This is a genomic window from Streptomyces sp. RLA123, assembly GCF_056270165.1.
The window spans coordinates 5,138,959-5,161,805 of record NZ_JBWDOR010000003.1 but is presented as its reverse complement, the minus strand read 5'-3'; the positions used below and the strand labels follow the sequence as shown (position 1 = coordinate 5,161,805).

At 71.2% G+C, this 22,847-nt stretch carries 19 protein-coding genes; 6 read left to right on the top strand and 13 right to left on the bottom strand.

The genetic code is table 11. From position 1 onward, the window contains the following. Positions 1-56: 56 nt before the first annotated feature. The 6 genes from RV983_RS23530 to RV983_RS23505 form a co-directional block, all read right to left on the bottom strand. Positions 57-2,588: a hypothetical protein gene (locus RV983_RS23530; RefSeq protein WP_475987716.1), complete on the bottom strand. Its 2,532-nt coding sequence runs from the start codon at positions 2,586-2,588 to the stop codon at positions 57-59. Further along, positions 2,585-4,315, bottom strand: coding sequence for a phosphate ABC transporter substrate-binding protein PstS (locus tag RV983_RS23525; protein ID WP_475987715.1), 1,731 nt, complete (start codon positions 4,313-4,315; stop codon positions 2,585-2,587). The genes RV983_RS23530 and RV983_RS23525 overlap by 4 nt, the downstream gene beginning before the upstream one ends. Before the next feature lie 50 nt (positions 4,316-4,365). Then, on the bottom strand, positions 4,366-5,604 hold the full coding sequence (gene pstA, locus RV983_RS23520) for a phosphate ABC transporter permease PstA (RefSeq protein WP_475987714.1): 1,239 nt from the start codon (positions 5,602-5,604) through the stop codon (positions 4,366-4,368). A 1-nt stretch (position 5,605) separates the two neighbouring features. Further along, complete coding sequence (gene pstC / locus RV983_RS23515; RefSeq protein WP_475987713.1) at positions 5,606-6,640, bottom strand: phosphate ABC transporter permease subunit PstC; 1,035 nt, start codon at positions 6,638-6,640, stop codon at positions 5,606-5,608. Then, positions 6,637-7,002, bottom strand: coding sequence for a hypothetical protein (locus RV983_RS23510; protein ID WP_475987712.1), 366 nt, complete (start codon positions 7,000-7,002; stop codon positions 6,637-6,639). Before RV983_RS23510 ends, pstC begins: the two co-directional genes overlap by 4 nt. Positions 7,003-7,926: 924 nt before the next feature. Further along, positions 7,927-8,562, bottom strand: coding sequence for an FxLYD domain-containing protein (locus RV983_RS23505; RefSeq protein WP_475987711.1), 636 nt, complete (start codon positions 8,560-8,562; stop codon positions 7,927-7,929). A gap of 80 nt (positions 8,563-8,642) precedes the next feature. Here RV983_RS23505 and RV983_RS23500 point away from each other — a divergent pair, with 80 nt between their 5' ends. After that, a complete protein-coding gene (locus RV983_RS23500; RefSeq protein ID WP_475987710.1) occupies positions 8,643-9,071 on the top strand; it encodes a hypothetical protein in 429 nt (142 codons plus the stop codon). A gap of 11 nt (positions 9,072-9,082) precedes the next feature. Here the strand turns inward: RV983_RS23500 and RV983_RS23495 are convergent, their stop codons facing one another. Further along, a complete protein-coding gene (locus RV983_RS23495; protein ID WP_475987709.1) occupies positions 9,083-10,129 on the bottom strand; it encodes a cation diffusion facilitator family transporter in 1,047 nt (348 codons plus the stop codon). A gap of 18 nt (positions 10,130-10,147) precedes the next feature. Between RV983_RS23495 and RV983_RS23490 the strand changes: the two genes are divergently transcribed. Continuing rightward, complete coding sequence (locus tag RV983_RS23490) at positions 10,148-10,507, top strand: ArsR/SmtB family transcription factor (protein ID WP_475987708.1); 360 nt, start codon at positions 10,148-10,150, stop codon at positions 10,505-10,507. Between the two features lie 27 nt (positions 10,508-10,534). On the opposite strand, the gene RV983_RS23485 is transcribed toward RV983_RS23490, so the two are convergent. After that, the gene (locus RV983_RS23485; protein ID WP_475987707.1) at positions 10,535-12,556 is read right to left on the bottom strand and encodes a M3 family metallopeptidase; all 2,022 of its coding nucleotides are present in this window, start codon (positions 12,554-12,556) and stop codon (positions 10,535-10,537) included. Between the two features lie 59 nt (positions 12,557-12,615). Here RV983_RS23485 and RV983_RS23480 point away from each other — a divergent pair, with 59 nt between their 5' ends. The 3 genes from RV983_RS23480 to RV983_RS23470 all read left to right on the top strand — a co-directional run bounded on the left by RV983_RS23480 (position 12,616) and on the right by RV983_RS23470 (position 13,662). Continuing rightward, positions 12,616-13,131 carry a TetR/AcrR family transcriptional regulator gene (locus RV983_RS23480; protein ID WP_475987706.1) on the top strand — a complete coding sequence of 172 codons (516 nt, stop codon included), beginning with the start codon at positions 12,616-12,618 and terminating at the stop codon, positions 13,129-13,131. Further along, positions 13,131-13,268: a hypothetical protein gene (locus tag RV983_RS23475; protein WP_475987705.1), complete on the top strand. Its 138-nt coding sequence runs from the start codon at positions 13,131-13,133 to the stop codon at positions 13,266-13,268. The genes RV983_RS23480 and RV983_RS23475 overlap by 1 nt, the downstream gene beginning before the upstream one ends. Positions 13,269-13,458: 190 nt before the next feature. Next, positions 13,459-13,662 carry a MarR family transcriptional regulator gene (locus tag RV983_RS23470; RefSeq protein WP_319661490.1) on the top strand — a complete coding sequence of 68 codons (204 nt, stop codon included), beginning with the start codon at positions 13,459-13,461 and terminating at the stop codon, positions 13,660-13,662. A gap of 3 nt (positions 13,663-13,665) precedes the next feature. Here RV983_RS23470 and RV983_RS23465 read toward each other — a convergent pair whose 3' ends face one another. Next, positions 13,666-15,930, bottom strand: coding sequence for an MMPL family transporter (locus tag RV983_RS23465; RefSeq protein WP_475987704.1), 2,265 nt, complete (start codon positions 15,928-15,930; stop codon positions 13,666-13,668). 118 nt (positions 15,931-16,048) lie between these two features. Between RV983_RS23465 and RV983_RS23460 the strand changes: the two genes are divergently transcribed. Further along, positions 16,049-16,747, top strand: a complete 699-nt coding sequence (locus tag RV983_RS23460) for a TetR/AcrR family transcriptional regulator (RefSeq protein ID WP_475987703.1) — start codon at positions 16,049-16,051, stop codon at positions 16,745-16,747. 93 nt (positions 16,748-16,840) lie between these two features. On the opposite strand, the gene RV983_RS23455 is transcribed toward RV983_RS23460, so the two are convergent. The 4 genes from RV983_RS23455 to recD2 all read right to left on the bottom strand — a co-directional run bounded on the left by RV983_RS23455 (position 16,841) and on the right by recD2 (position 22,665). Continuing rightward, positions 16,841-17,611 (bottom strand): DedA family protein, encoded by a 771-nt coding sequence (locus RV983_RS23455; protein ID WP_475987702.1) that lies wholly within the window; start codon positions 17,609-17,611, stop codon positions 16,841-16,843. 195 nt (positions 17,612-17,806) lie between these two features. Beyond that, entirely contained in the window at positions 17,807-18,553 is a 747-nt protein-coding gene (locus tag RV983_RS23450) for an SDR family NAD(P)-dependent oxidoreductase (RefSeq protein ID WP_475987701.1), read from the bottom strand. 458 nt (positions 18,554-19,011) lie between these two features. Further along, positions 19,012-20,301, bottom strand: a complete 1,290-nt coding sequence (locus RV983_RS23445) for a citrate synthase (protein ID WP_475987700.1) — start codon at positions 20,299-20,301, stop codon at positions 19,012-19,014. 132 nt (positions 20,302-20,433) lie between these two features. Continuing rightward, positions 20,434-22,665 (bottom strand): SF1B family DNA helicase RecD2, encoded by a 2,232-nt coding sequence (gene recD2 / locus RV983_RS23440; RefSeq protein ID WP_475987699.1) that lies wholly within the window; start codon positions 22,663-22,665, stop codon positions 20,434-20,436. Positions 22,666-22,847: the final 182 nt, after the last annotated feature.

The window sequence follows — 22,847 nt, the reverse complement described above, 5'->3', positions numbered from 1 at the left end:
CGCGAAGGTTCAGACAGTTCGTTGGCGCGGACCTGTCGATGGTTCGAGTGCGGGCATCACCCCTTTTCTTGCGGTGTGTTGAGGTCCCTCGTGCGCAGGGCCCGCAGACCGGTCGCGACCCGCGGCGCCACTCTCGGCAGCAGGGGGCCGCAGACGGCCGCGACAAGGCCGGCCACGAGGGCGATCAGGAGGGCGAAGCGCGTGGCGCCGAGCGCCCAGTCGGGTGTGGGCGGCAGCGGACTGCCGGCGGCCACCGGAGCGACCGAGGGAGGCGGGCTGGAGGGCGCGGGCGCCGAGGGGTTCGGCGACGCGGTGGCAGTGGGGCTCTCGACGGGCGGAGCCGGCACGCCGGCGCCGCCGTCACCGCCGTCACCGCCGCCACCCGTGTCCCCGCCGCCGGTGCTCCCCCCGTCGCCGCTGCCGGGCTCGGGGTCCGGGTCCGGGTCCGGGATCGTGGGACCCGACCTGGAGACGATCGCGGAGGCCGCCTGCAGGGTCTGGGAGCGCAGGGCCTGCGGCAGCGGCGCATATCCGTCGGGCAGGGTGCCGGCGGAGACGCCGGGGCGCTGGCCCGAACCGACCGCGTACCGCAGCAGGTCGGCGTACTCCCGGCCTTCCTTCTTCCCGAGCTTCTCGGGCACGGTGGCCGCGTAGCTGAGCAGCGGGACCGGGTAGGCCGCGGCGTCCTTGGTGGCGGGGTCGTTCTCCAGCACACCGGCGACACCGCTGGGCTTCATGGCCTTCTGCGCCGCCAGGAGGGACTCGGTGGTCGGGGCCACGAAGCTGCCCGCGGCGTTCTGCAGGGCGGCGGTCACCAGCCCGTAGCGGTGCGCGGTCGCGGTGTCGGTCACCGCGATGACGGCCCGCTGGCCCGCCGGCTGCGGGCTGTCCTTCTTGTACGCCGGAGGTTGGGTGGTGGCGTCCCAGATCGTGCGGGCCAGGGTCTCGCCGCGTGCGACGGCGCGGGCACCGGCGTGCATGTCGGTGGCGTAGGGGTGCTTGTCCTGGATGCACAGCGGGTTGTCCGGGTGGGTGTCGAACTCCTGGCAGAACGGGTCGCTCTTGGGGAAGGAGTTGACGGGCAAGTGCAGGCTCTTGTAATGCGGGTTGACCTTCATCCCCGAGAAGGTGGGGTCGCCGTGGGCACCAGTGTTGTCGGCGGTGCCGTCCAGGAACTCCCGGGCCGCCGGGTCCTGCTCCACCCAGCTCCACAGCGCCGACGTGGCGTCGGACAGCGGCTCGGCCACGAGGGCGTCGCCCAGGGATCCGCCGAAGTCCAGGTCCGCGTAGTCGGGGTTGTACTTCAGGAACTCCGGGTCGTGGGCCAGGTTGAAGGGGTTGTTGACGGTGCTGTCCGCGAGGCGGGAGTTGCCGTCCTGGTAGGACTCGCTGAGGAGCTTGGCGACCAGCCGGGCGGTGAGGTTCAGCGAGGTGAGCCGGGTTCCGTTGCTTGCCTTGACGTCCTCCGGGGCGCCGAAGCCGGCCCGGCTCTCGATGAAGTAGCCGAAGGTCAGCCCCGACAGGGTCACCGGCGCGTACACCGGCTTCTGGTCCGCGGGGACCTGGTCGCCGGTCGCCGGACGGTTGAGGAAGACCATGCCGGGCTTCCCCGAGACCAGCTTGGCGCGGGCCGTGTCGTCGGTGATCTGCGCATAGCCGTAGATGGTCTTGGAGCCGTTCTGGCACAGCGTGGGCTGCCAGCGCACCACGGCCTCGGCGACGGCCTCGTCGCCGAGCGTGCCGCGCTCGTCGGCGCCTATGGGGCAGAAGTCGCCGATCGCCTCGAACTGCATCGGGACGACGATGCGCTGCTTCCAGTTGGTCGCGCTGAGCGGCGAGGACTGCAGCAGGCCGCTGGGCTGGCTGCCGTACGCGCTGCCGTCCACCTCGCTCTCGCCGCGCGGCACGACGACCAGCCAGCAGCTGCGGCCGGTGGTGGCGGTGTGGCCTTCGGGGACCTCGCCGCAACCGAGGCCGGGGGCCTCCAGGGCGGTCTGGACCTCGAAGTAGACCTCGCCGGTGCCGTCCGGGCCGCTGCGGGCGTAGGGGACCTCGTTCGAGGTGCTGACGTCGTAGAAGTCGTTCCAGTTCCCGGGCGCGGTCTTGTCGCCGGTCACCGAGCGGAAGGGGACGTAGGAGTTCCCCGACGGGGTCGGCGGCGGCAGTGTCTGAGCCGGGTCCTTGAGGGTGCCGTAGTTGAGCTGGCGGGTGTTGGTGTACGCGCCTGCGCCCTGGCTGCCCGCACCCGCGCCGAGCGCGGAGGAGCCGCCGAACTGGCACTGCTCGGGGTCGGGCCCGGTGGAGGCGTCGCCCCAGCACTGCATGATCTGCAGGTAGTCGGCCGCGTAGTTGCTGTCCGAGACCGTCTCCGCGGCGCCCTTCCAGGAGACCTTGACCACCTGGTTGACGAGGTTCTTGGTCTGGCTGACCGTGACCTTCATGCCGGGGAAGGCGTCGTGGCCGAAGACCGTCACCTTGGACCCGGACGCGGCGGCCGCCATCGGGACGGAGGCCGGGGCCGCGGCCCCGGTGAGCGCCAGGGCGAGGACGGTGAGCAGACCGGCCAGCGGCCGGCGGAGGGATCTCATGACCGCCCCTTGCGGCCGAGGCGGGAGTTGAGCAGCGGCGGCACGATGGTGAGGGCCACCAGCAGCACCGCGGCCAGCACCATCAGGGTCGTCTGGGTACCGCCGCTGATGTTGCTCGCGGTCGTCACGGGCACCGGGTAGGCACCGTTGCCGCCGCCGTCGGCCGCGGCCGCGCCGTTGTCGACGACCTGACCGGTGTCCGGGTCGAGCGAGGGCGAGGCGCTGCCGCCGCCGGTCGCGCCGCCCGCGCCGCCGGTGGCACCCGCGTCACCGCCACCGGACCCGGAGGTGCCCCCGCCGTTGCCGTTCGTGCCGCTGCCGTTCGTTCCGCCCGAACCGCCGGAACCGTTTCCGCCACCGCTGCCGTTCGTGCCGCCCGAAGCTCCGCTGCCACCGGAACCGCCGACATTGGTCGGGGTCTTCGCGCCGCCGGTGCCGGTCGCGCACTGCGTCGCGCCCCTCTTGTCGCAGGCGGGGGGGTACGGGGCGGTCTTGGCGAGAGTGTTGGTGCCGTTGGTGGAGAAGGTGGGGTTGTGGCAGTTCTTGATGTTGATCGACTCGACGTCGACGCCGGGAATCTTGCGGACCTGCTGGAGGCCGGCCTGCACGAGGTTGATCGGCAGTGGCGAGTACCCGAGGTCGTCGACGCTCTGCTGGCCCTGGCACAGGAAGTAGTACGCGAAGGCGCCGAGCGTCCTGCCCTTCTGGGCGTTGAACTTGTACTCCAGCTGGGTCGGAATGACCATGTAGCTGTAGCTCGACAGCGGATAGGTGCGCCGGTCGCCATCGGAGTAGACCTGGTCGAGCTTCTGCGTGAGGTCCGGGTTGATGTGCGCCTGGAGCAGTGCCACCGCGACGTTGGTGGCCTTCGGCTCGACGTAGTAGCCCGCCGCGTTGAGCACCTTCACCACCGGGAAGCCGGTGGTGTAGACGGCGTAGGAGTACTCGACGTAGGTGATCGTGCCGACGTTGCCCGCCTGGGCGACGTAGCCGGAGACGCCGTTGGAGCCCGCCTGGGCGACCATGCGGGTGCCGCTCACGAGGGGGAAGTTGGAGGTCTGCCCGCAGGGGGTGCTGCGGCCGGCCTTGCGGCAGTAGTCGTCCCACAGCGAGCCGTACTGCTTGGACATCCAGGTCGTGAACTGCGCGGTGGTGCCGGATCCGTCGGAGCGGACCACCGGGACGACCGGGAGCGCGGGAAGGGCCTTGGCGAGGGCGGGGTTGTCCGCCTTGATCGCCGGGTCGTTCCAGGTCTTGATGACTCCGGTGAACATCTTGGTGATGACGTCGCCGGACAGCCGCAGGTTGGTGACCCGGCGGCCACCGATCTTGAGGTTGTACATGAAGGAGGTGCCGCCCGCGACGATCGGCATGTACGCGTACTTGCGCGAGGGCGGCGGGTCGACGACGCCGGAGTCCTCGATGCCGTACGGGATCTCGGAGACGCCGTAGTCCACCGTGCCGTTGCGGTACTGGTTGCGGCCGTCGGAGGAACCGGTGCCGTTGTAGTTCACCGTCATGCCGTACTGCTTGACGTTGGCCCGCCACTGGTCGAGCGCGTTCTGGCTCCACGTGGATCCGGCGCCCGAGATCGGGACGTACGTCGCGGCGGCGGCCTGGTCGGGCGTCGGCAGGACGGCCGTGAACAGCAGGGCGGCCAGCAGCGCGAGCAGTCTCACGGCCTGGGAACGGGAACGTGCGGGCGGTGCCGGACGGGCTCCGGACATGACGGGCGGCTCCTGATCGGTACGGGTGGTGCGTTCTGGGCGGCGGGATGTCACGAGTCGGCCGGATCGCGGTCGGCGGGCGCGGCAGGCTGCACGGGGGCAGGCTGCGCGGCCGGCAGATGGCGGGCGCTCATGCGCGCCACGTCCCGCTGGGAGGCCACCACCCGGCGGTGCTGCTGACCGCGGGTCAGCTCTCCCGGGCCGCGACCGCCGATGGCGCGGGCCAGGAGGAACAGCAGGAGCACCAGGGCCATCAGCAGCGCCGCGGAACCGAATCCGCGGGCGATCAGGTTCGGCTGGGGCGACCCGACGAGGGAGAAGGTCGCCAGCGGCAGCGAGATCTGCGCGTCCTTCAGCGGGTTGGTGTTGAGGCTGGCGGTGAACCCGGCGGTGAGCAGGACCGGCGAGGTCTCGCCGATGCCGCGGGCGGTGCCGAGGATCACCGCGGTGGTCAGGCCGGACCGCGCGGTCGGCAGCACCACGGTCCACACCGTGCGCCACTGCCCAGCCCCGAGCGCGTACGACGCCTCGCGCAGCGAACTCGGCACCAGGCGGATCACCACGTCGGAGGCGCGGATGATGATCGGGAGCATCATCACGCTCAGCGCGAGCGCGGCGGCGAAGCCGGACTTCTCCAGACCGATGATCAGGATGACGGTGGCGTAGATGAACAGGCCGGCCACGATCGAGGGCAGGGCCGTCATCGCCTCCACGATGGTCCGCACGAAGCGCGCGTACCCGCCGGGCACCTCGTTGAGGAACACCGCGCAGGCCAGACCGAGCGGCACCGTGATGGCCAGGGCGATCGTGATGTGCTCCAGGGTGCCGACGATGGCGTGCAGCACACCGCCCTGGGTGAGCGGCTGGAGCGGGCCGGTCTCCGACAGGTCCTCGGTGAAGAAGTTCAGGTGCACCAGGGCCCGGTGGCCGCGCCACAGGGTGTAGAAGACCACGAAGACCAGCGCGACCAGGAGCAGCAGCGCCAGGCTCTGCCACACCACCGCCGCCACCCGGTCCCGGACCGCCGAGCCGTTCTGGTCGAGGGAGACCAGCACGGCGTACAGGCCGAGGAAGCACAGGTACACCACGACCACGAAGCCCAGGAGGGAGTCGAACGGGGCGACCCAGAAGAACAGCAGCGAGGTCAGGGCCACCGAGGCGACGAGGGCTCCTGCCAGCGACAGCAGGTCGGTCAGATGCACACCGGAGGTGTTGCGCCGGATCTCGGCGGCGGGCTCGGCGGGACGGGCGGCAGGGGCCGTCCGCTCCTTGGTGAGGAGGTCGTTCATCTCAGGCCTCCACCCCCGCGCCGGAGCGACTGCGCGCAACGATCGAGGAGGCGATGAAGTTGACGACCAGCGTCATGAGGAACAGGGCGAGGCCGGCGGCCATCAGGGCCGACATGCCGAAGGTGCTCGCCGAGCCGTAGCGCAGGGCGATGAGCGCAGAAACGGAGTTGGCGCCGTTCTGCAGGATGTGCGGCTGGATGGCGAAGACCGGGGAGATGATCATGTACACCGCGATCGTCTCGCCCAGCGCCCGGCCGAGGCCGAGCATCGTGCCGCCGATGATGCCGCCGAGCCCGAAGGGCAGCACGACGGTGCGCACCATGCCCCACTTGGTGGCGCCGAGCGCGAATGCGCCCTCCCGCTCGCCCACGGGCGCCTGGGAGAAGGCCTCCCGCATCACCGAGCAGGCGATCGGCGTCACCATCAGCGCCACGACCATCCCCGCGATGAAGGTGGAGGACGTGTAGACCGTGGAGGTCGCCAGCGGGTCGTCGGGGTCGGTCCCCGCGACCTTGAAGATCGGGATCCAGCCGAAGTACGTGGCCAGCCAGCGCGACAGTCCGACGACGTGGGCCTGGAGGAAGAAGGCCCCCCACAGGCCGTACACCACGCTCGGCACCGCCGCCATGAGGTCCACGAGGCTGACGAGGGTGCGCCGGAGGCGACGCGGCGCGTACTCGGAGATGTACAGCGCGGTGCCCACCGCCAGAGGCAGCGCGAAGGCGATCGCCACCAGGCCGATCAGCACCGTGCCGGTGAGCACGGCCGCGATGCCGAAGTGGTGGGCATCGGGTTCCCAGGCCGCCGTGGTGAGGAAGGAGAAGCCGGCGACGCTCAGCGCCTGCCACGCCCGGTAGGTGAGGAAGACGCCGACCAGCAGCATGATGACGAGCACCGCGGCGCCGCTCCCCCGCGCCACGAGGCGGAAGGCGAGGTCGGCGGGCTCGGCACTGCCGCGGATGTCACGGGGTGCGTCGTCCGCCTGGTCGGGACCGGGCTCTGAGGAACGGCCGAACCCGGGGAGTGCGACGGTCATCGGACCCCCGCCCCGGCCCGCAGCCCGCTGGGCGGCGTGGTGTCCCGCGGACTCCGGGCGTCCTGGGCGTCGCACGTACCGCGGCCCTCGTCGGAGTCTTCTCGCGTAGACCCCGGCTGAGCTGCGGCCCGCAGACCGCGCAACCGCGGCCGGTGGGCTGTGCCCTCGGTCATCTCCGCGACCGTGACGGCGGCCAGGAACAGGCCCAGGTTCTGCTGGCACTCGCGCTGGCGCTGGTAGGTGCGGCCGGACACGGCGACGTCCTTGCCGCCGAGCGCGACCCGCCACGTCCAGGTGTTGCCGGCATCGGCCATGGCCAGCTGCGCGCGGACCTGCCCGATGTTCTCGCGGAGTATGAGCACGGCTGCCTGACACTCGGTCAGTGAGGCGTGCGCGCGGGCGCTGCGCCCCAGTTCACGGTTGTTGGCACCGACCAGCCGCCAGCCGACCGCGGGGGGATGACCCTCGGACCGTTCCTGCCGGTCGGCCCGGTCGTGGCGGTCCTGTCGGTCGGGTCTTCCCGGTCTTTCGGGTCTTTCGGGTCTCGCGATACGCGGCGACCCCTCCGGGGAGAGGTCCGGATCGCCCGGATTCCCCGAACGCACATGCTGCACCCCTGGCAGGTACCTGCCATCCCCCTGGGTGAACATGTACAGAACGCGCGGCCGGACCATAGGGCCGACCTCCCTCCCCTTTTGTTTTTCGCGCAACAGGCCGAAATACATCCCCAAGCGGTCCTGACAGTCGCGGCACATGAGGGGGTTGTGTTCAAGGGGGAGAGAACGCCGAACGGATGCAAGATGAACGAGACGTGCAGATCCACACAAGGTGATGATGATCAAGGCCCCGGTGACGCTCCGCTTTTTCAGCCACGGTCCGACGCAGGCAACCTCGCACAGAAGCAGTACGCATCGAGCGGCACTTGCATGAGACTGATCGTCAACAGTCGCACGGACAAGTGCAGTTGTAATGACAGGCCCGGATTCCCGTCATTCGCGGCCGGCCGCGGAGCGCGCATGCGGAACCTGTTCGGAGGACGTTTCTCGCCAGTTCGCCGGTCACCGCGAGGCGTTCACGCGGAGGACGGCCACATGTCCGGGCGCGGGCGATCAGCCGTCCCACCCGGCACTCAGGACCGCGCACCGGTCCGTGCGAAAACCGCCGGCGCGCCATTCGCGCGGAATACCCGCGGCTCCCGGCCGCGGGCCGGCATGGCGAACCGGAGTCACCCGGCGACGGAAAAGCCGGCGCGAACGGCGACCCGGAGCCGTTCCTCCCGCACCGCGTCAATTCGGGGCGGTGCGGCCCACCTCGATGACCTTGCAGGCGATCTCGCCTGCCGCCGCCACGGTTCCCTGTGCGCTCTCACTGACGGACGCGTCGGCGGCCAGCCCCGCGGTCGTCGCGACGCCCTGCGCGATCCGGGCCCCTGTCGCGTCGGTGAACGCCACGCGCACCTGGTAGCCGGCGCTCCGGTCCCCGTGGTTGGTGATGGTCACCTCGGCACTGGGCCACTTGGTGAAGGCCGCGAGCCCGCACGAGGTGATCTTCACATCGGCCTTGAACTGCTCCTGCCCGGCGGCGTCCTGCGTCGGACCGGTGCTCACCGTCGGGGCGTCGCCGCCGGAACTGTCACCGGCGCCGGCGCGGAGGGCGAATGCGACACTGCCGCCGATCACGGCGAAGATGGCGACGATGCCGAAACCGAGTATCTTGCCGGCGCCCGACTTCTTCGGCGGCTGGACCCCACCGGGCCCTTGTGACCGGTGCGAACCCGGTGGTTGCGTGTGCGCCGACGGTGTCACAGGAGCCCCCTGAGGCTTGGGTGTGGGGGACACCGTGACATCGCCCTCACGGTCCGCGCAGACATGCGAGCGGTCCGTGATATTGCCGTGACCGGTCCGGTACAGATCGTTCCTCATGGTCCGCGCCCATCCCCCGCCCGACGCCCCCCAGGCGCACACTGGGGGTCTGTGGCCACGCAACGCCGACCGGAGGAGCCATGTCCTCGTACGAGCAACTGGCAGCGCTGGTCGCGCTCCTGGACCAGGCGGTGGCCGCCCAGCCGGAGGCCGACCGCGTGGTGGCGGCCTGCGGCGAGCCGGGCCCCGTGCCGACGGAGGTGGCCCGCGCGGGCAGCCGGCAGGCGGCGGTGCTGCAGGGCATCACCCAGCGACTGCGCGACCTGCCCGCCGACGGGGAGCAGGCTGCGGCGCGTGACGAGGCCGTCCGGCTGCTGACGTACGACCACTGGATGGTGCGGCAGGCACTCAATCTGGCCTTCACCGCCAATGCCGACACCCGCACGGAGACCGACCGCCTGCGGCTCAACGGACTCGGCGCCCCCGCCGACCGGCTGCGGGCGCTGGGCGAGCGGGTCCGGAGGGCGGCCGCGCAGGCGGCGGCCGACCGCGGCACAGGGCCCGGCTGAACGGCGGTTCCTCACGTCCCGTGGTGGGCCAGGCCGGCGTGCGGATCGGGGAGGCCGGCCGCCGGAGCCGGGTCGGGGTGGACGAGGGCGGCACTCAGCCGGGGGACGGCGTGCAGCAGCGCGTGTTCGGCGTCCACGGCCACTTGGTGCGCCGCCCGCAGGTCAAGCGAACCGTCCACGACGACGGCGACCTCCGCCCGCACTTGGTGGCCGATCCAGCGCAACCGCAGTTCGGCGACGTCCAGGACGCCGGGCCGGTCGCGCAGCGCTCGCTCGGCGGCATCGACGAGCGCGGGGTCGACGGCGTCCATGAGGCGGCCGAACACCTCGCGTGCCGCGTCACGGAGCACCAGCAGGATGGCCGCGCCGATGAGCAGCCCGACGACCGGGTCGGCCGCGCGCCAGCCGAGTGCCGCGCCGCCCGCGCCGAGCAGCACGGCGAGCGACGCGAAGCCGTCGGTTCGGGCGTGCAGCCCGTCCGCGACGAGCGCCGCCGAACCGATCTTCCGCCCGGTGCGGATGCGATAGCGGGCCACCCATTCGTTGCCCGCGAATCCGGCGAGCCCGGCGGCGGCGACAGCCGGCAGATGGGAGACGTCCCGCGGGTCCAGCAGGCGGTCGATCGCCTGGTAACCGGTGACGACGGCGGACGCGGCGATGGTGGCGACGATGACGATTCCGGCCAGGTCCTCGGCCCTGCCGTAGCCGTAGGTGAAGCGCCGCGTGGCGGCGCGGCGTCCGAGCAGGAACGCCAGGCCGAGCGGGAGGGCGGTCAGCGCGTCGGCGGCGTTGTGCACGGTGTCGCCGAGCAGGGCGACGGAACCGGACAGTACGGCGACGGCCGCCTGCGCGGCGGCGGTGGCGCCGAGGACCGCGAGGGAGATCCACAGAGCGCGGATGCCCTCCGCTGAGCCTTCGAGGGCGCGGTCGAGCTTGTCCGTGGCGGCGTGGGAGTGGGGCCGGGGGTGCGCGCGGCCGTGGCCGCCGCCGGGGTCATGGCTGTGGTCGTGCGCCTGACCGTGACCGTCGTGCGGGTGGGGGTGCCGGTGCTCGTCCATGACTGTCATTATGTGCGTATGAGCGCACGCATGCACCTATCACCTGCACAGGATGCGCACCCGCGAGACCCGGGCGCCGAGCAGTACGCCCTCGCCGCCGAGACACTCGGGCTGCTCGCCGACCGCACCCGGCTCCGGCTCCTGCACGCCCTGGGGCAGCGGGAGGCCGACGTCGGCACGCTGACCGGGATGTGCGGCGCGGCCCGCCCGGCCGTCAGCCAGCACCTGGCGAAACTGCGGCTGGCCGGGCTGGTGACCGTGCGCAAGGAAGGCCGCCGCATGATCTACGGGCTGGCCGACGGACATCTGCGCCGGGTGGTCGACGAGGCGCTGAACCTCGCCGACCACCGCCTCAGCGGAGCACGGCCGCACGCCTGACCCGGCAGGGCCTCCCGCGGCTCCCGCTCAGCCGGCCAGGCCGCGGCGGGTCAGCAGCGGCGCGATCTCCGGCGCCCGCCCCCGGAATCCCTCGTAGGCCGCGAGCGAGTCGACACTGCCGCCGCGCGAGAGCAGTTCGCGCCGGAAGGTGTCGCCGTTCTCCCGCCGCATGCCGCCGTTCTCCTTGAACCACTCGACGGTGTCGGCGTCCAGTACCTCGCTCCAGATGTAGGAGTAGTAACCGGCGCTGTAGCCGTGGGCGAAGATGTGCGCGAAGTAGGTGCTGCGGTAGCGCGGCGGGATCGCCGGCAGCGCGAGCCCGGCCTCCTTCAGCGCGGCGGCCTCGAACTCCTCCGCGTCGCCCGGGTCATGGCCGGCCGGGATGGAGTGCCAGGCCCAGTCGAGCACGGCGGCGGCCAGGTACTCCACCGTACGGTAGCCCTGCCCGAAGCGCTCGGCGGCCTCCATGCGGGTCACCAGTTCCGCGGGCATCGGCTCACCGGTCTCGTGGTGGCGCGCGTAGTGGGCCAGCACCTGCGGCCAGGTCGCCCACATCTCGTTGACCTGGGAGGGGTATTCCACGAAGTCGCGCGGGACGGCGGTACCGGAGAAGAAGGGGTACCGGACGTCGGAGAGCAGCCCGTGCAGGGCATGGCCGAACTCGTGGAAGAGGGTGTGGACCTCGTCGAAGGTGAGCAGTGCCGCCTCGCCCGGCGCGGGCTTGGCGATGTTGAGGTTGTTGACGACCACGGGCTTGCTGCCGAACAGGTGCGACTGCTTGACCAGGCTGTTCATCCAGGCACCACCGCGCTTGGAGGCGCGGGCGAAGAAGTCGCCGAGATAGAGGCCGAGCGGTGCGCCGTCGGCGTCGGAGACCTCGAAGACCCGTACGTCGCGGTGGTAGCCGCTCAGGTCGGGGCGCTCGGTGAAGCTCAGCCCGTACACCTGGCCGGCGGCGTGGAACACGCCGTCCCTCAGCACCCGGTCGAGCTCGAAGTACGGGCGCATCTCGGCGGCGTCGATGTCGTACTCGGCCTTGCGGACCTTCTCCGACCAGTACGCCCAGTCCCATGCGGCGAAGTCCGCCAGGCCGGAGGCGGCGGCCAGCGCGGCGGCCTCGCGCTCGGCGTTGGCCACGGCGGCCGGGGTGAGCCGGGCCAGCAGGGTGGTGACCGCCTCCGTGGTGCCCGCAGTCTGGTCGGCGACGACGTACGCGGCATGCGAGGGGTATCCCAGCAGTGCGGCACGGTCGGCCCGCAGCCTGGCGAGCTTCACCACCAGGGCGCGGTTGCTCGTGAGACCGCGGCCGAGCGACGCCTCCAGGAGCCTGCGGCGCAGGGCGCGGTCGTCCAGGGAGACGAGTTCGGTCTGGTTGGAGAAGTTCTTCAGGCTCAGCACATAGCGGCCGTCGTGGCCGAGGGCGGTGGCGTTGGCCGCTGCCGAGGCGACGGCGTCCGCGGACAGTCCGGCGAGTTCGTCCGCGCTGTCCAGGACGATCGCGGCGCCCTTGGTGTCGGCGAAGAGGTTCTGCTCGAAAGCGGTCGAGGCCTCGGCGATCTCGCCGTTCAGCTCGCGCAGGCGCTCGCGGCCCTCGGCGGTGAGTTCGGCACCGGCACGGACGAAGCGGGTGTGGTAGCGCTCCAGCAGCCGCAGGGACTGCGCGTCCAGACCGAGTTCGTGCCGGGAGTCGTGGAGCGTCCTGACCCGGGCGAAGAGATCCGGGTCGAGATGGATGGCGTCGGCGTGCGCGGCGAGCGCCGTGTTGACGCGCGCCTCGATCTCCTGCACGGCGGTACTGGTGTCGGCCGCGGTGCGGTTGAAGAAGACATTCGAGACGCGGCTCAGCAGGTCGCCCGAGCGCTCCAGGGCGACGATCGTGTTCTCGAAGCCCGGCGGCTCGGGGTCGGCCGCGACGGCCCGCACCTCGGCGAGTTGCTCGGCCATGCCGAGCTCGAAGGCCGGCAGGTAGTGCTCGTCCAGGATGTCGGCGAACGGCGGCAGCTCGTAGGGGAGAGTGCTCGGACTGAGGAAGGGATTCGTCGAGGTCACGCGACCGACCCTACGCCCGCCGCATTCCGGGCGGACGTGGCCTTTCGTCGGATGGCCGGGTGACAGCCCCCCGTACGGACAACCGGGTCCGGCCCGGCAACGAGACGCGCCGCCTGGTTCTGAGCCGCGCCACGGCCCTCGCCTCGGTCGAGGGTCTCGAAGGGCTGTCCATGGGCCGGCCGACCGCCGAACCGGCACTGAGCAGGGGCGGGGTGTTCGCCCTCTTCGGTTCCAAGGAGGAGCTGCAGTTGGCCACCGTCCGAGCGGCCCGCGAGCTGTACGTCGACCATGTGGTGCGGGCCCCGCGTGAACTGCCCGCCGGGATCGCCCGGGTGTGCCGGCTCTGTGAGGCGTGGCTGGAGTACTCCCGGAGCCGGGTGTTCCCCGGAGGATGCTTCTTTCTCGCCGTCGCGGCCGAGTTCGACGCGCGGACCGTCCGGTGCGTGACTGGTCGCCGACGCCCTCCTGGAGTGGACCTCCTATGCCGAGATCACCGTCGAGAAGGCCTGGGGGCCGGGCAGTTGCGGGCCGCGCGCTCGATGTACCCCTGCTGGCCTTCGAGCTCATCGCGCTGATGGAGTCGGTCAATCTGCAGTCGGTGCTCTCCGACGACTCCTCCGCGTACGCCAAGGCGGGCACCGCCACCCTCACGCGACTGCGCACCGCCGCCTCGGCGCAAGCACCGTCCCTTCCCGGCCGGTTCGGGGACTGAGACGTCCTCGGACGGAGTTCCGGTCCCGTCCGCCGGATGAGTATCCGATCATCACCCCCTCTGTCAGGTTTGTCACCGTTACGCGGGCTTCACGTAACAGGTGATCAACAGGCCCGTTCACCCGTCATCCCATGTCGTTGACCCGGCGAGGCTGACCGCTCGAAAGCCATCGCGAGGAGGTGTGTGTGAGATGACGGATCGGACCCTCTGGTCGTACGCCGAGATCGCCGCTCACATCGGGGTCCAGGTCGACACGGTGCGCTCGTACCGGAAACACGGGCACCTGCCGCCGCCCGACGTCGTGGAGGCCGGCAAGCCCTTCTGGTACGCGGACACCATCCGTCTGTGGAGCTCCCGGCGGCCGGGCAACAGGGGCCGCCGGGAGCTCGGCTGACGCTCAGCCGGTCGCGGCGGGCTCCGGGTCCCGCGCGGGCTCCTCCCGCGCCGGGACCCCGCCCGGCCCCTCCCCCTCGCTCAGCCCGACCCGGCCGTGCAGGCGCTTGAGTGGACCCGGGGCCCACCAGGTGGCCCGTCCCGTCAGCCGCATCACGGCCGGCACGAGCAGCGTGCGGACCACCATCGCGTCCATCAGCACGGCCAGTGCGATCCCGAGGCCCAGCATCTTGGTGTTGGCGATCCGGGAGGTGCCGATGGCCACCATCACCACCGCCAGAATCACCGCGGCCGCGGTGATGAGACCGCCTGTGCGGCGCACCCCGAAGACCACGGACGACCGGTGGTCACCGGTGCGGTCGTACTCCTCCTTGATGCGCGACAGCAGGAAGACGCCGTAGTCCATCGACAGCCCGAAGGCCACGCAGAACATCAGCACGGGCAGGGTGGTCTCGATGCTCCCGGTCGCGGTGAAGTCCAGCAGCCCCGACAGATGGCCGTCCTGGAAGATCCAGACCACGGCGCCGAACATCGCGGTCAGGCTCAGCGCGTTGAGCAGCACGGCCTGCAAGGGGATGACGACGGAGCCCGTGAGCAGGAAGACCAGCAGCAGGGTGACCGCGGCGATCATCCCGGCCGCCCACGGCAGACGGTCGACGATCACGTCCTTGGTGTCCACCAGTTGCGCGGCCGTGCCGGTGGCCGAGGTCGTGAACGGGGCATCGACCGCCCGGATCCTGCCCACCAGGTCCTGACTGGCCGCGTCCACCGCCTCCGTCTTCGGCAGCACCGTCAGATAGGCCGCCCCGCCGGCCGCCCGGGCGACTTCGGCCGGGCCGGGCGCCGCGCTGCGTCCGCCGGAGGTGTACTGCCCTGCGGGGCCGTCGACGACGACCACCCCGGGCAGCTCGGACAGCCTGCTGCTGTAGGCCCCCAGCTGGGCGGCCGTGGGGCTGCCCTCGGCGAGCACGGTGATCTCGTCGCCCGGGTTGCCGGGGAAGTCGTCACGGATGTGCTGCTGCACGACATGCGCCTCGGCCGTCGCCGGCAGCTGCCGGTCGTCCGCCGTACCGAACTGCACCTGGAGGAAGGGGACTCCGAGCAGCACCAGCCCCGCGATCGTGCCGACCGCGAAGAGCGGTGCCCGGCGCATCACCAGGGTGGCGAGCCGTGCGTATCCCGCGCCCGGCTCCCGTGCGGCCCGCCGGCCCGGCAGGATCCGGCGCAGGTCGAGCGCGTTGACCCGGTGGCCCAGCAGCACCAGCACCGCCGGCAGGATCACCAGCGCGGCACCCGCCGCCAGCAGCACCACCGCGATGCCCGCGTAGGCGAACGAGCGCAGGAAGTACTGGGGGAACAGGAACATCGCGGACAGCGCGGCGGCCACGGTGAGCGCCGAGAAGAGCACGGTGCGGCCTGCCGTGCGGAGCGTCGCGCCCACCGCGGCCCGTGGATCGGCACCGGCGTCCAGCTCCTCCCGGAAGCGGCGCACGATGAACAGCGCATAGTCGACGGCTAGTCCGAGCCCCAGGGCGGTGGTGAGGTTCTGGGCGAAGATCGAGACGTCCGTGAACGCCGTGATGCCGCGCAGCACGGCGTTGGTGCCCAGGATCGCGACGATGCCCACGACGAGCGGCAGCATCGCGGCCACGGCGCTGCCGAAGACCATCACGAGCAGCAGCAGGGTCACCGGCAGCGCGATGACCTCGGCGCGGGCCAGGTCGTCCTGGATGGTGGTCTGCAGTTCCTGCCGGAAGGCGGCGAGGCCACCGACCCTGACCTCCACCGGGCCGTGTTCCCCACGGTATTCGGGGGCGAGGCGCTCGACGGTCTCGGCGATCGCGTCGTCGTCGCCGGCGATGCGGGCGGCGATCATGGCCTCGCCGCCGTCCTCGGCGCGCAGGGCGGGAGCCGAGGTGGTCCAGTAAGAGATGACACCGCTGACGTCCTTGTCCGCGGCGAGCCTGCGGCCGAGTTCACGGCCCTCGGCGGCCACGGCCGGGGAGTCCACCCCGGCCCCCCGGCTGTCGACGAGGAGGATCAGATTGGGCTGGGAGTCCGGGAAGTACTTCTGCAGGGCCGCGCTGGCGTACGACGACTCGGAGCCGGGCGCCTCCCAGCCACCGCTGTGCAGCCGCTCCGCGACCCCACTGCCCGCGACCACGGCAAGAGCGGTGAACAGCAGCGCGAGGAGCAGGGTGAGCCTCGGCCGGGCGGTGGTCACCCGGGTCCAGACCCCTGGCGGGCGCCCGCGGTTGACATCGGACATGACAGAGGTGTCCCCTCCCATAAGAACAGCCGTAAACTGGCCAACACGAGCGATCACTCGCGTTTTCTCAGAATGCGAGCGGCCACTCGCGTTTGTCAACAGTGATTGGGGATTACACGTGCCCGAGGAGCAGAGACCGCGCCGCCGTCAGGCGCGCGGCGAACGGCGCGTGGCACAGCTGCTGGAAGCCGCGGCGGACGTCTTCCGCAAGGTGGGCTACACCGCGGCGAGCACGAACGCCATCGCACGTGAGGCGGGCGTGTCACCCGGCACGCTCTACCAGTTCTTCCCCAACAAGGAAGCCATCGCCATCGAGCTGGGCAGCACCCTCAACCTGCGGATGCGCGAGGCCCACGGCGAGCTGTTCACCCCGGAGAACGCCTCGCTCCCGCTGCGCGAGATGCTCGATGTGATCGTGGACCCGATGATCGACTTCAACTGCGAGAACCCGGCCTTCCTCGCCCTGGTCCACGACAGCGACATCCCGGGGACGGTCGCCTCGGAGCACGACGCCCTGCACGGCTCCCTGGTGGAACGGGTCGAGACGCTGCTCGGCCTGCGCGCCCCCGACCTGTCCCCGGCGGAGCGGACGCAGGTCGCGGCCATGGCCTTCGGGCTGTTCAAGGCAGGCCTCGCGCTCGTCGTCGGGCACGAGGGCGCGGAGCGGGACGCCTATACCGGCGAGCTCAAGAACGCCCTGTTCGGCTACCTCGCGCCGCGCGTCGGCACCGGACCGGTGGAGGTGACGGCGGCGGCCGCGGCGGCCGGAGCAGCCGGCGCTCCCGCGCCGGGCACCAGCCCGGCTCCGGCCGGCTGAACCACCGGGTGGGCACGGCGGCCGCCCCGGAGCCCGCCGCCCCACCAGAACCCGGGAAGCCGGGAAGGCCGGGAGGCGCGTGGAACCGGGGCCTCAGGAACTCACAACGCCCCGGCGTCCGGCAGCCGGCCCGGTCCCGCCGCCGCGCCCGTCGTTCGCGCCGAGTCCCTCCTGGTCACTGACGCGCGGCCCGGGAGGAGCCGTCCCTCCGGACGCCACCACCCGCCCGGCGACAGTGGCGTTCTCCGCGGCCGCGCGGCGCCCGGACACCACCTGCGCCAGACTGCCGATTCCCGCCACGAACAGCGAGACGCCGAGGCCGAGTCCCACCGCGTACAGGGAGTTGGACATGGCCAAACCACCGAAGTAGCCGAGCCCCACGGAGTAGGTCGCCCACACCCCTTCCGCCACGCTCGCGCCGATCAGGTAGTGCCGCGCCGGGTAGCGGACGATCCCCGCGGCAAGCCCGCCGATCACCCGGCCGCTGGGCAGGAACCGCACGCCGATCACGAACGGAACGCCGTGGCGCTCTATGCGGGTGCTCGCCCACTCCAGCAGTGCCCGGCGCCTTGGCTTGCGGTACAGCCGCGTCAGGACGCTGCCGCTCACCGCCCGGCCGGTCCGGTGGATCACCATGTCGCCGAGGACCGCGCTGCCCGCGACCACCAGCAGCACCAGCCCGATGTCCAGCCGCCCCTGGGCCGCCAGCACCCCGCCTGTCACCAGCAGCGCTGAATTGGGCACCAGCGGCGGCGCCGTCGTGGCCGCGAGCACCCCGTATGCCCACAGCGTATGGCCGTCGCGCAGGTACCCCTCGAGACCTGCGGTGAAGTCGAGGGCCGACACATAGCGTGAAACGTCCATACGGCCGCCCCTCTTCCCGCCCGGACCCGGTTGTCGCCCCGCCCTGTCCCGGTTCCACGCTGGCAGCAGCGCTCGCGCGGGAGCAACCCGGTTTCACCGGGATCGGGGGCGTTCCCGGGGGCCGCGTCATCCTCAGGGAGGGGGTACGGCGTCCGGCTCCCACCAGGGGAGTACACCGGCGAGCGGCGGGCGGGCTCAGCGCCCGAGCAGTTCGCCGCCGTTGCACTGGAGGATCTCGCCGGTGATGAAGCCGGCTTCCCGGGAGGCCAGGAAGACCACCGCCGCGGCGACGTCGTCGGGACGCCCCACACGGCCGACCAGGGTGCGCCCGGCCCGCCGGGTCAGCTCGGCGGCGTCCAGCCGCGCGCCGAAGAAGTCGGTTCCCGCCACCGTGCCCGGGGCGACGATGTTGCAGGTCACGCCGCGCGGGCCGAGCTGGGCGGCCAACGAGTGGTTCCAGGCGTGCAGGGCGGCCTTGGATGCGCCGTAGGAGCCCCCGCCGCGCAGCGCGGCCACCGAGGTCACGGTGATCACCCGGCCGCCCTCGGGCAGCCGGTCCCGCAAGGATTCGGTCACCAGGACCGCGGTCAGCACATTGCGCTCGAAGTCGCCGCGCCAGCGGGCCAGGACGCCGTGCGGGCCGGCGCCGATCGCCAGCTCCCGGCTGCCCGCGTTGTTGACCAGCACGTCCACGCGTCGCGGCAGCCGCGCGAGGGCCGCCTCGACGTCGTCGGGGTCGGCGAGGTCGCAGGCGACGGGGGTGACGTCGAGGCCGTGCTCCGAGCGCAGTTCCTCGGCGGTGGTCCGCAGCACCTCGCGGCGGCGGCCCACGATCGTCACATGATCGCCGGCCTCGGCGAACCTCGTGGCCACCGACCGGCCGATGCCGGTTCCCCCGCCGGTCACCACGACGTTCCGGCCCACACTTGCGTTCTGCGACATCACGCTCCGCCCCTCAAGGTGGGACAGCACGTTACGGGACAGGGCCCGCTCGACCGACACGGGGGTCGTTCCTGATGCGGATGACGTAGAAAGGCGTAGGCGAGAGCTAGATCACACTGGCCGAAACGTAACCTTTTGGTTGACAGGGGGGTCTAACCCCGAGAAGACACCGGGCTCCCGGCGGACTCGGTGAGATGATGAACGGGTTGTCTTTGGGGGACAGCCCGGTCGTCACACCTGGACGCACTGCCCGGAGAGCTTTGAGCGGCCCTCCCGGGCGGCGCGCTCCGGTGGGGCGAGCGCACCCAAAGAACGCCCGGTACGGACCCGTGGGGGGATCCGCTCCGGGAAACGGGAGCGCCCCGTGTCGAACCCGTGGGGGGATTCGACGCGGGGCGTTTCTCTTTGCTCCGGCGTGCCCCGGCGCCCCGCCGGAGCGGGACACCGGAGGCGCGGGATCAGCGGCTCTCGACCGGCAGGTAGTCGCGCTCGACGACGCCCGTGTAGACCTGACGCGGGCGGCCGATGCGGGAACCGGGCTCGGTGATCATCTCGTGCCACTGGGCGATCCAGCCGGGGAGCCGGCCGAGCGCGAAGAGCACCGTGAACATCGTGGACGGGAAGCCCATGGCCCGGTAGATCAGACCGGTGTAGAAGTCCACGTTCGGGTAGAGGTTGCGCGAGACGAAGTAGTCGTCGCTGAGCGCGTGCTCCTCGAGCTTCAGGGCGATGTCCAGCAGCTCGTCGGACTTGCCCAGAGCGGACAGGACGTCGTGCGCCGCGGCCTTGATGATCTTCGCCCGGGGGTCGAAGCTCTTGTAGACCCGGTGGCCGAAGCCCATGAGGCGGACGCCGTCCTCCTTGTTCTTCACCTTGCGGATGAAGGCGTCCACGTCACCGCCGTCGGCCTGGATGGCCTCCAGCATCTCCAGCACGCTCTGGTTGGCGCCGCCGTGCAGCGGGCCCCACAGGGCGTTGATGCCCGCGGAGATCGACGCGAAGAGGTTGGCCTGCGAGGAGCCGACCAGGCGGACGGTGGAGGTGGAGCAGTTCTGCTCGTGGTCCGCGTGCAGGATCAGCAGCTTGTCCAGCGCGTCGACGACGACCGGGTTGAGCTCGTACTCCTCGGCGGGGACCGCGAACGTCATGCGCAGGAAGTTCTCGACGTAGCCGAGGTCGTTGCGCGGGTAGACGAAGGGGTGGCCGATCGACTTCTTGTACGCGTACGCGGCGATCGTCGGCAGCTTGGCGATGAGCCGGATCGTCGAGAGGTAGCGCTGCTTCTCGTCGAACGGGTTGTGGCTGTCCTGGTAGAACGTCGACAGCGCGCTGACCACGGAGGACAGCATGGCCATCGGGTGGGCGTCGCGCGGGAAGCCCTGGAAGAACCGTTTCACGTCCTCGTGCAGCAGCGTGTGCTGCGTGATGTCGCCCCGGAAGCCGGCGAGCTCGTCAACGGTCGGAAGCTCACCGTTGATCAGGAGGTACGCGGTCTCCAGGAAGCTGCCACGCTCGGCGACCTGCTCGATGGGGTAACCGCGGTAGCGGAGAATGCCCTGTTCGCCGTCGAGGTAGGTGATCGCGGACTTGTAGGCCGCGGTGTTGCCGTAGCCGCTGTCCAGGGTGACCAGGCCGGTATTGGCGCGGAGCTTGCCGATGTCGAAGCCGTCGTCCCCAACGGTGCCCTCGATCACCGGGTAGCTGTACTCGCTGTCCCCGTACCGCAGTACTACAGAGTTGTCGCTCACGTCATTCCCTCACCGACGTCGTGCCTCTTCTTCGAGGTTTCGAGGTGCCCTGACCTACCCCTACTGTCCCCCATTTGGCGTGGCCACGTGCACTCGGGGTCGGCCATAGGACCGAAAGGTGGCACCCAGTGCCTATTTTGCCGGCGGCGACAGCCGGTGATCGAGCGCCGTGAAGCGCCTGCCTGCGGAGACGGTGCGTACCGCCTGCCCGATGGCCTTGCGCGATCCCACGAGCACGACCAGGCGTTTCGCCCGGGTAACAGCCGTGTAGAGCAGATTACGCTGCAGCATCATCCACGCTCCGGTGGTGACCGGGATCACTACGGCGGGATACTCACTCCCCTGCGAACGGTGGATGGTGACCGCGTACGCGTGGGCCAGCTCGTCGAGTTCGCCGAAATCGTAGGGGATCTCCTCGTCCTCGTCGGTCAGGACGGTGAGCCGCTGCTCCACGGTGTCCAGCGAGGTCACCACCCCCACGGTGCCGTTGAAGACGCCGTTCGCGCCCTTCTCGTAGTTGTTCCTGATCTGGGTGACCTTGTCGCCGACGCGGAAGGTGCGGCCGCCGAAGCGTCGCTCGGGCAGGTCGGGACGGGCCGGGGTCACGGCCTGCTGGAGCAGTCCGTTGAGGACGCCCGCACCGGCCGGTCCACGGTGCATGGGGGCCAGCACCTGGACGTCGCGGCGCGGGTCGAGGCCGAACCGGCGCGGGATGCGGTGGGCGACCACGTCCACGGTGAGCCGCGCCGTCTCCTCCCCGTCGTCCTCCACGAAGTGGAAGAAGTCGTCGAGCCCCTGCGTGACCGGCGGGACGCCGGAATTGATCCGGTGCGCGTTGGTCACCACCCCCGACTCCTGCGCCTGGCGGAAGATCGTGGTCAGCCGCACCGAGGGGACCGGGCTCCGCTCGTCCAGCAGGTCGCGCAGCACCTCTCCGGCGCCGACGCTGGGCAGCTGGTCGACATCGCCGACGAAGAGCAGATGGGCACCCGGCGGCACCGCTTTGACCAGTTTGTTGGCGAGCAGCAGGTCCAGCATGGAGGCCTCGTCGACGACCACGAGATCGGCCTCCAGCGGCCGGTCCCGGTCGTACGCGGCGTCCCCGCCGGGCTTGAGCTCCAGCAGCCGGTGCACGGTGGACGCCTCGGCCCCGGTCAGCTCGGCCAGCCGCTTGGCGGCCCTCCCGGTCGGCGCGGCCAGGACGACTTTGGCCTTCTTGGCCTGCGCCAGGGCCACCACCGAGCGGACCGTGAAGGACTTGCCGCAGCCCGGCCCGCCCGTCAGCACCGCCACCTTCTCGGTCAGCGCCAGCCGCACCGCCTGCTGCTGCTCGGCGGCGAGGTCCGCGCCGGTGCGCTCGGCAAGCCAGGTCAGCGCCTTGTCCCAGTCGACGTCGCGGAAGGCGGGCATCCGGTCCTCGGGGCCGCGCAGCAGCCGCAGCAGCGCGCCCGCCAGCGAGATCTCGGCCCGGTGGAAGGGCACCAGGTAGACGGCGCGTACGGGCTCCTCGCCGTCCGGGCCGGGCACGGACTCGATCACCACGCCCTCCTCCGCGGCCAGCTCGGCCAGGCAGTCGATGACCAGCCCGGTGTCGACCTGGAGCAGCTTCACGGCGTCGGAGAGCAATTGCTCCTGCGGCAGGAAGCAGTTGCCGTTGTCGGTGGCCTGGGACAGCGCGTACTGCAGCCCGGCCTTCACCCGCTCCGGGCTGTCGTGCGGGATGCCGACCGCGCGGGCGATGCGGTCCGCGGTGAGGAAACCGATGCCCCACACGTCGGCGGCCAGCCGGTAGGGCTGGTTCTTCACGACGGAGATCGAGGCGTCGCCGTACTCCTTGTAGATCCGCACCGCGATGGAGGTGGAGACCTCGACGCTCTGGAGGAAGACCATGACCTCCTTGATCGCCTTCTGCTCCTCCCAGGCGGCGCCGATCAGCCGGGTGCGCTTGGGGCCGAGGCCGGGGACCTCCAGCAGGCGGGCCGGCTCACTCTCGATGACGTCCAGGGTGTCGGTGCCGAAGTGCTCCACGATCCGCTCGGCGATCCGCGGTCCGATGCCCTTGATGAGCCCGGAGCCGAGGTAGCGGCGGATGCCCTGGATCGTGGCGGGCAGCACCGTCGTGTAGTTCTCCACCGTGAACTGGCGGCCGTACTGCGGGTGGGAGCCCCAGTGACCCTGCATACGCAGGGACTCGCCGGGCTGGGCGCCGAGCAGGGAACCGACCACGGTGAGCAGATCGGCGCCGCGACCGGTGTCGACGCGGGCGACCGTGTAGCCGTTCTCCTCATTGGCGTACGTGATGCGCTCCAGGACGCCTGTCACTTCGGCCGATGCAGGGTGTTGTGACTCTTGCAACTGCCGCATCTCACCACCCCCCCGGAAAGGCCGCGCCGGCGTCCCGCTCGGAGCGGGTCGCGGACGGGGACGCGACCCGCCGCGAATCCCCCGATTCCCCCATGAACTCGGGCCTCCTCCCCTGTGCGGCGATGTGATCCGAAGCCGTGTTCCGAAGGTACCTTCCCCCGCCGACAGCACCGCCGGACCTG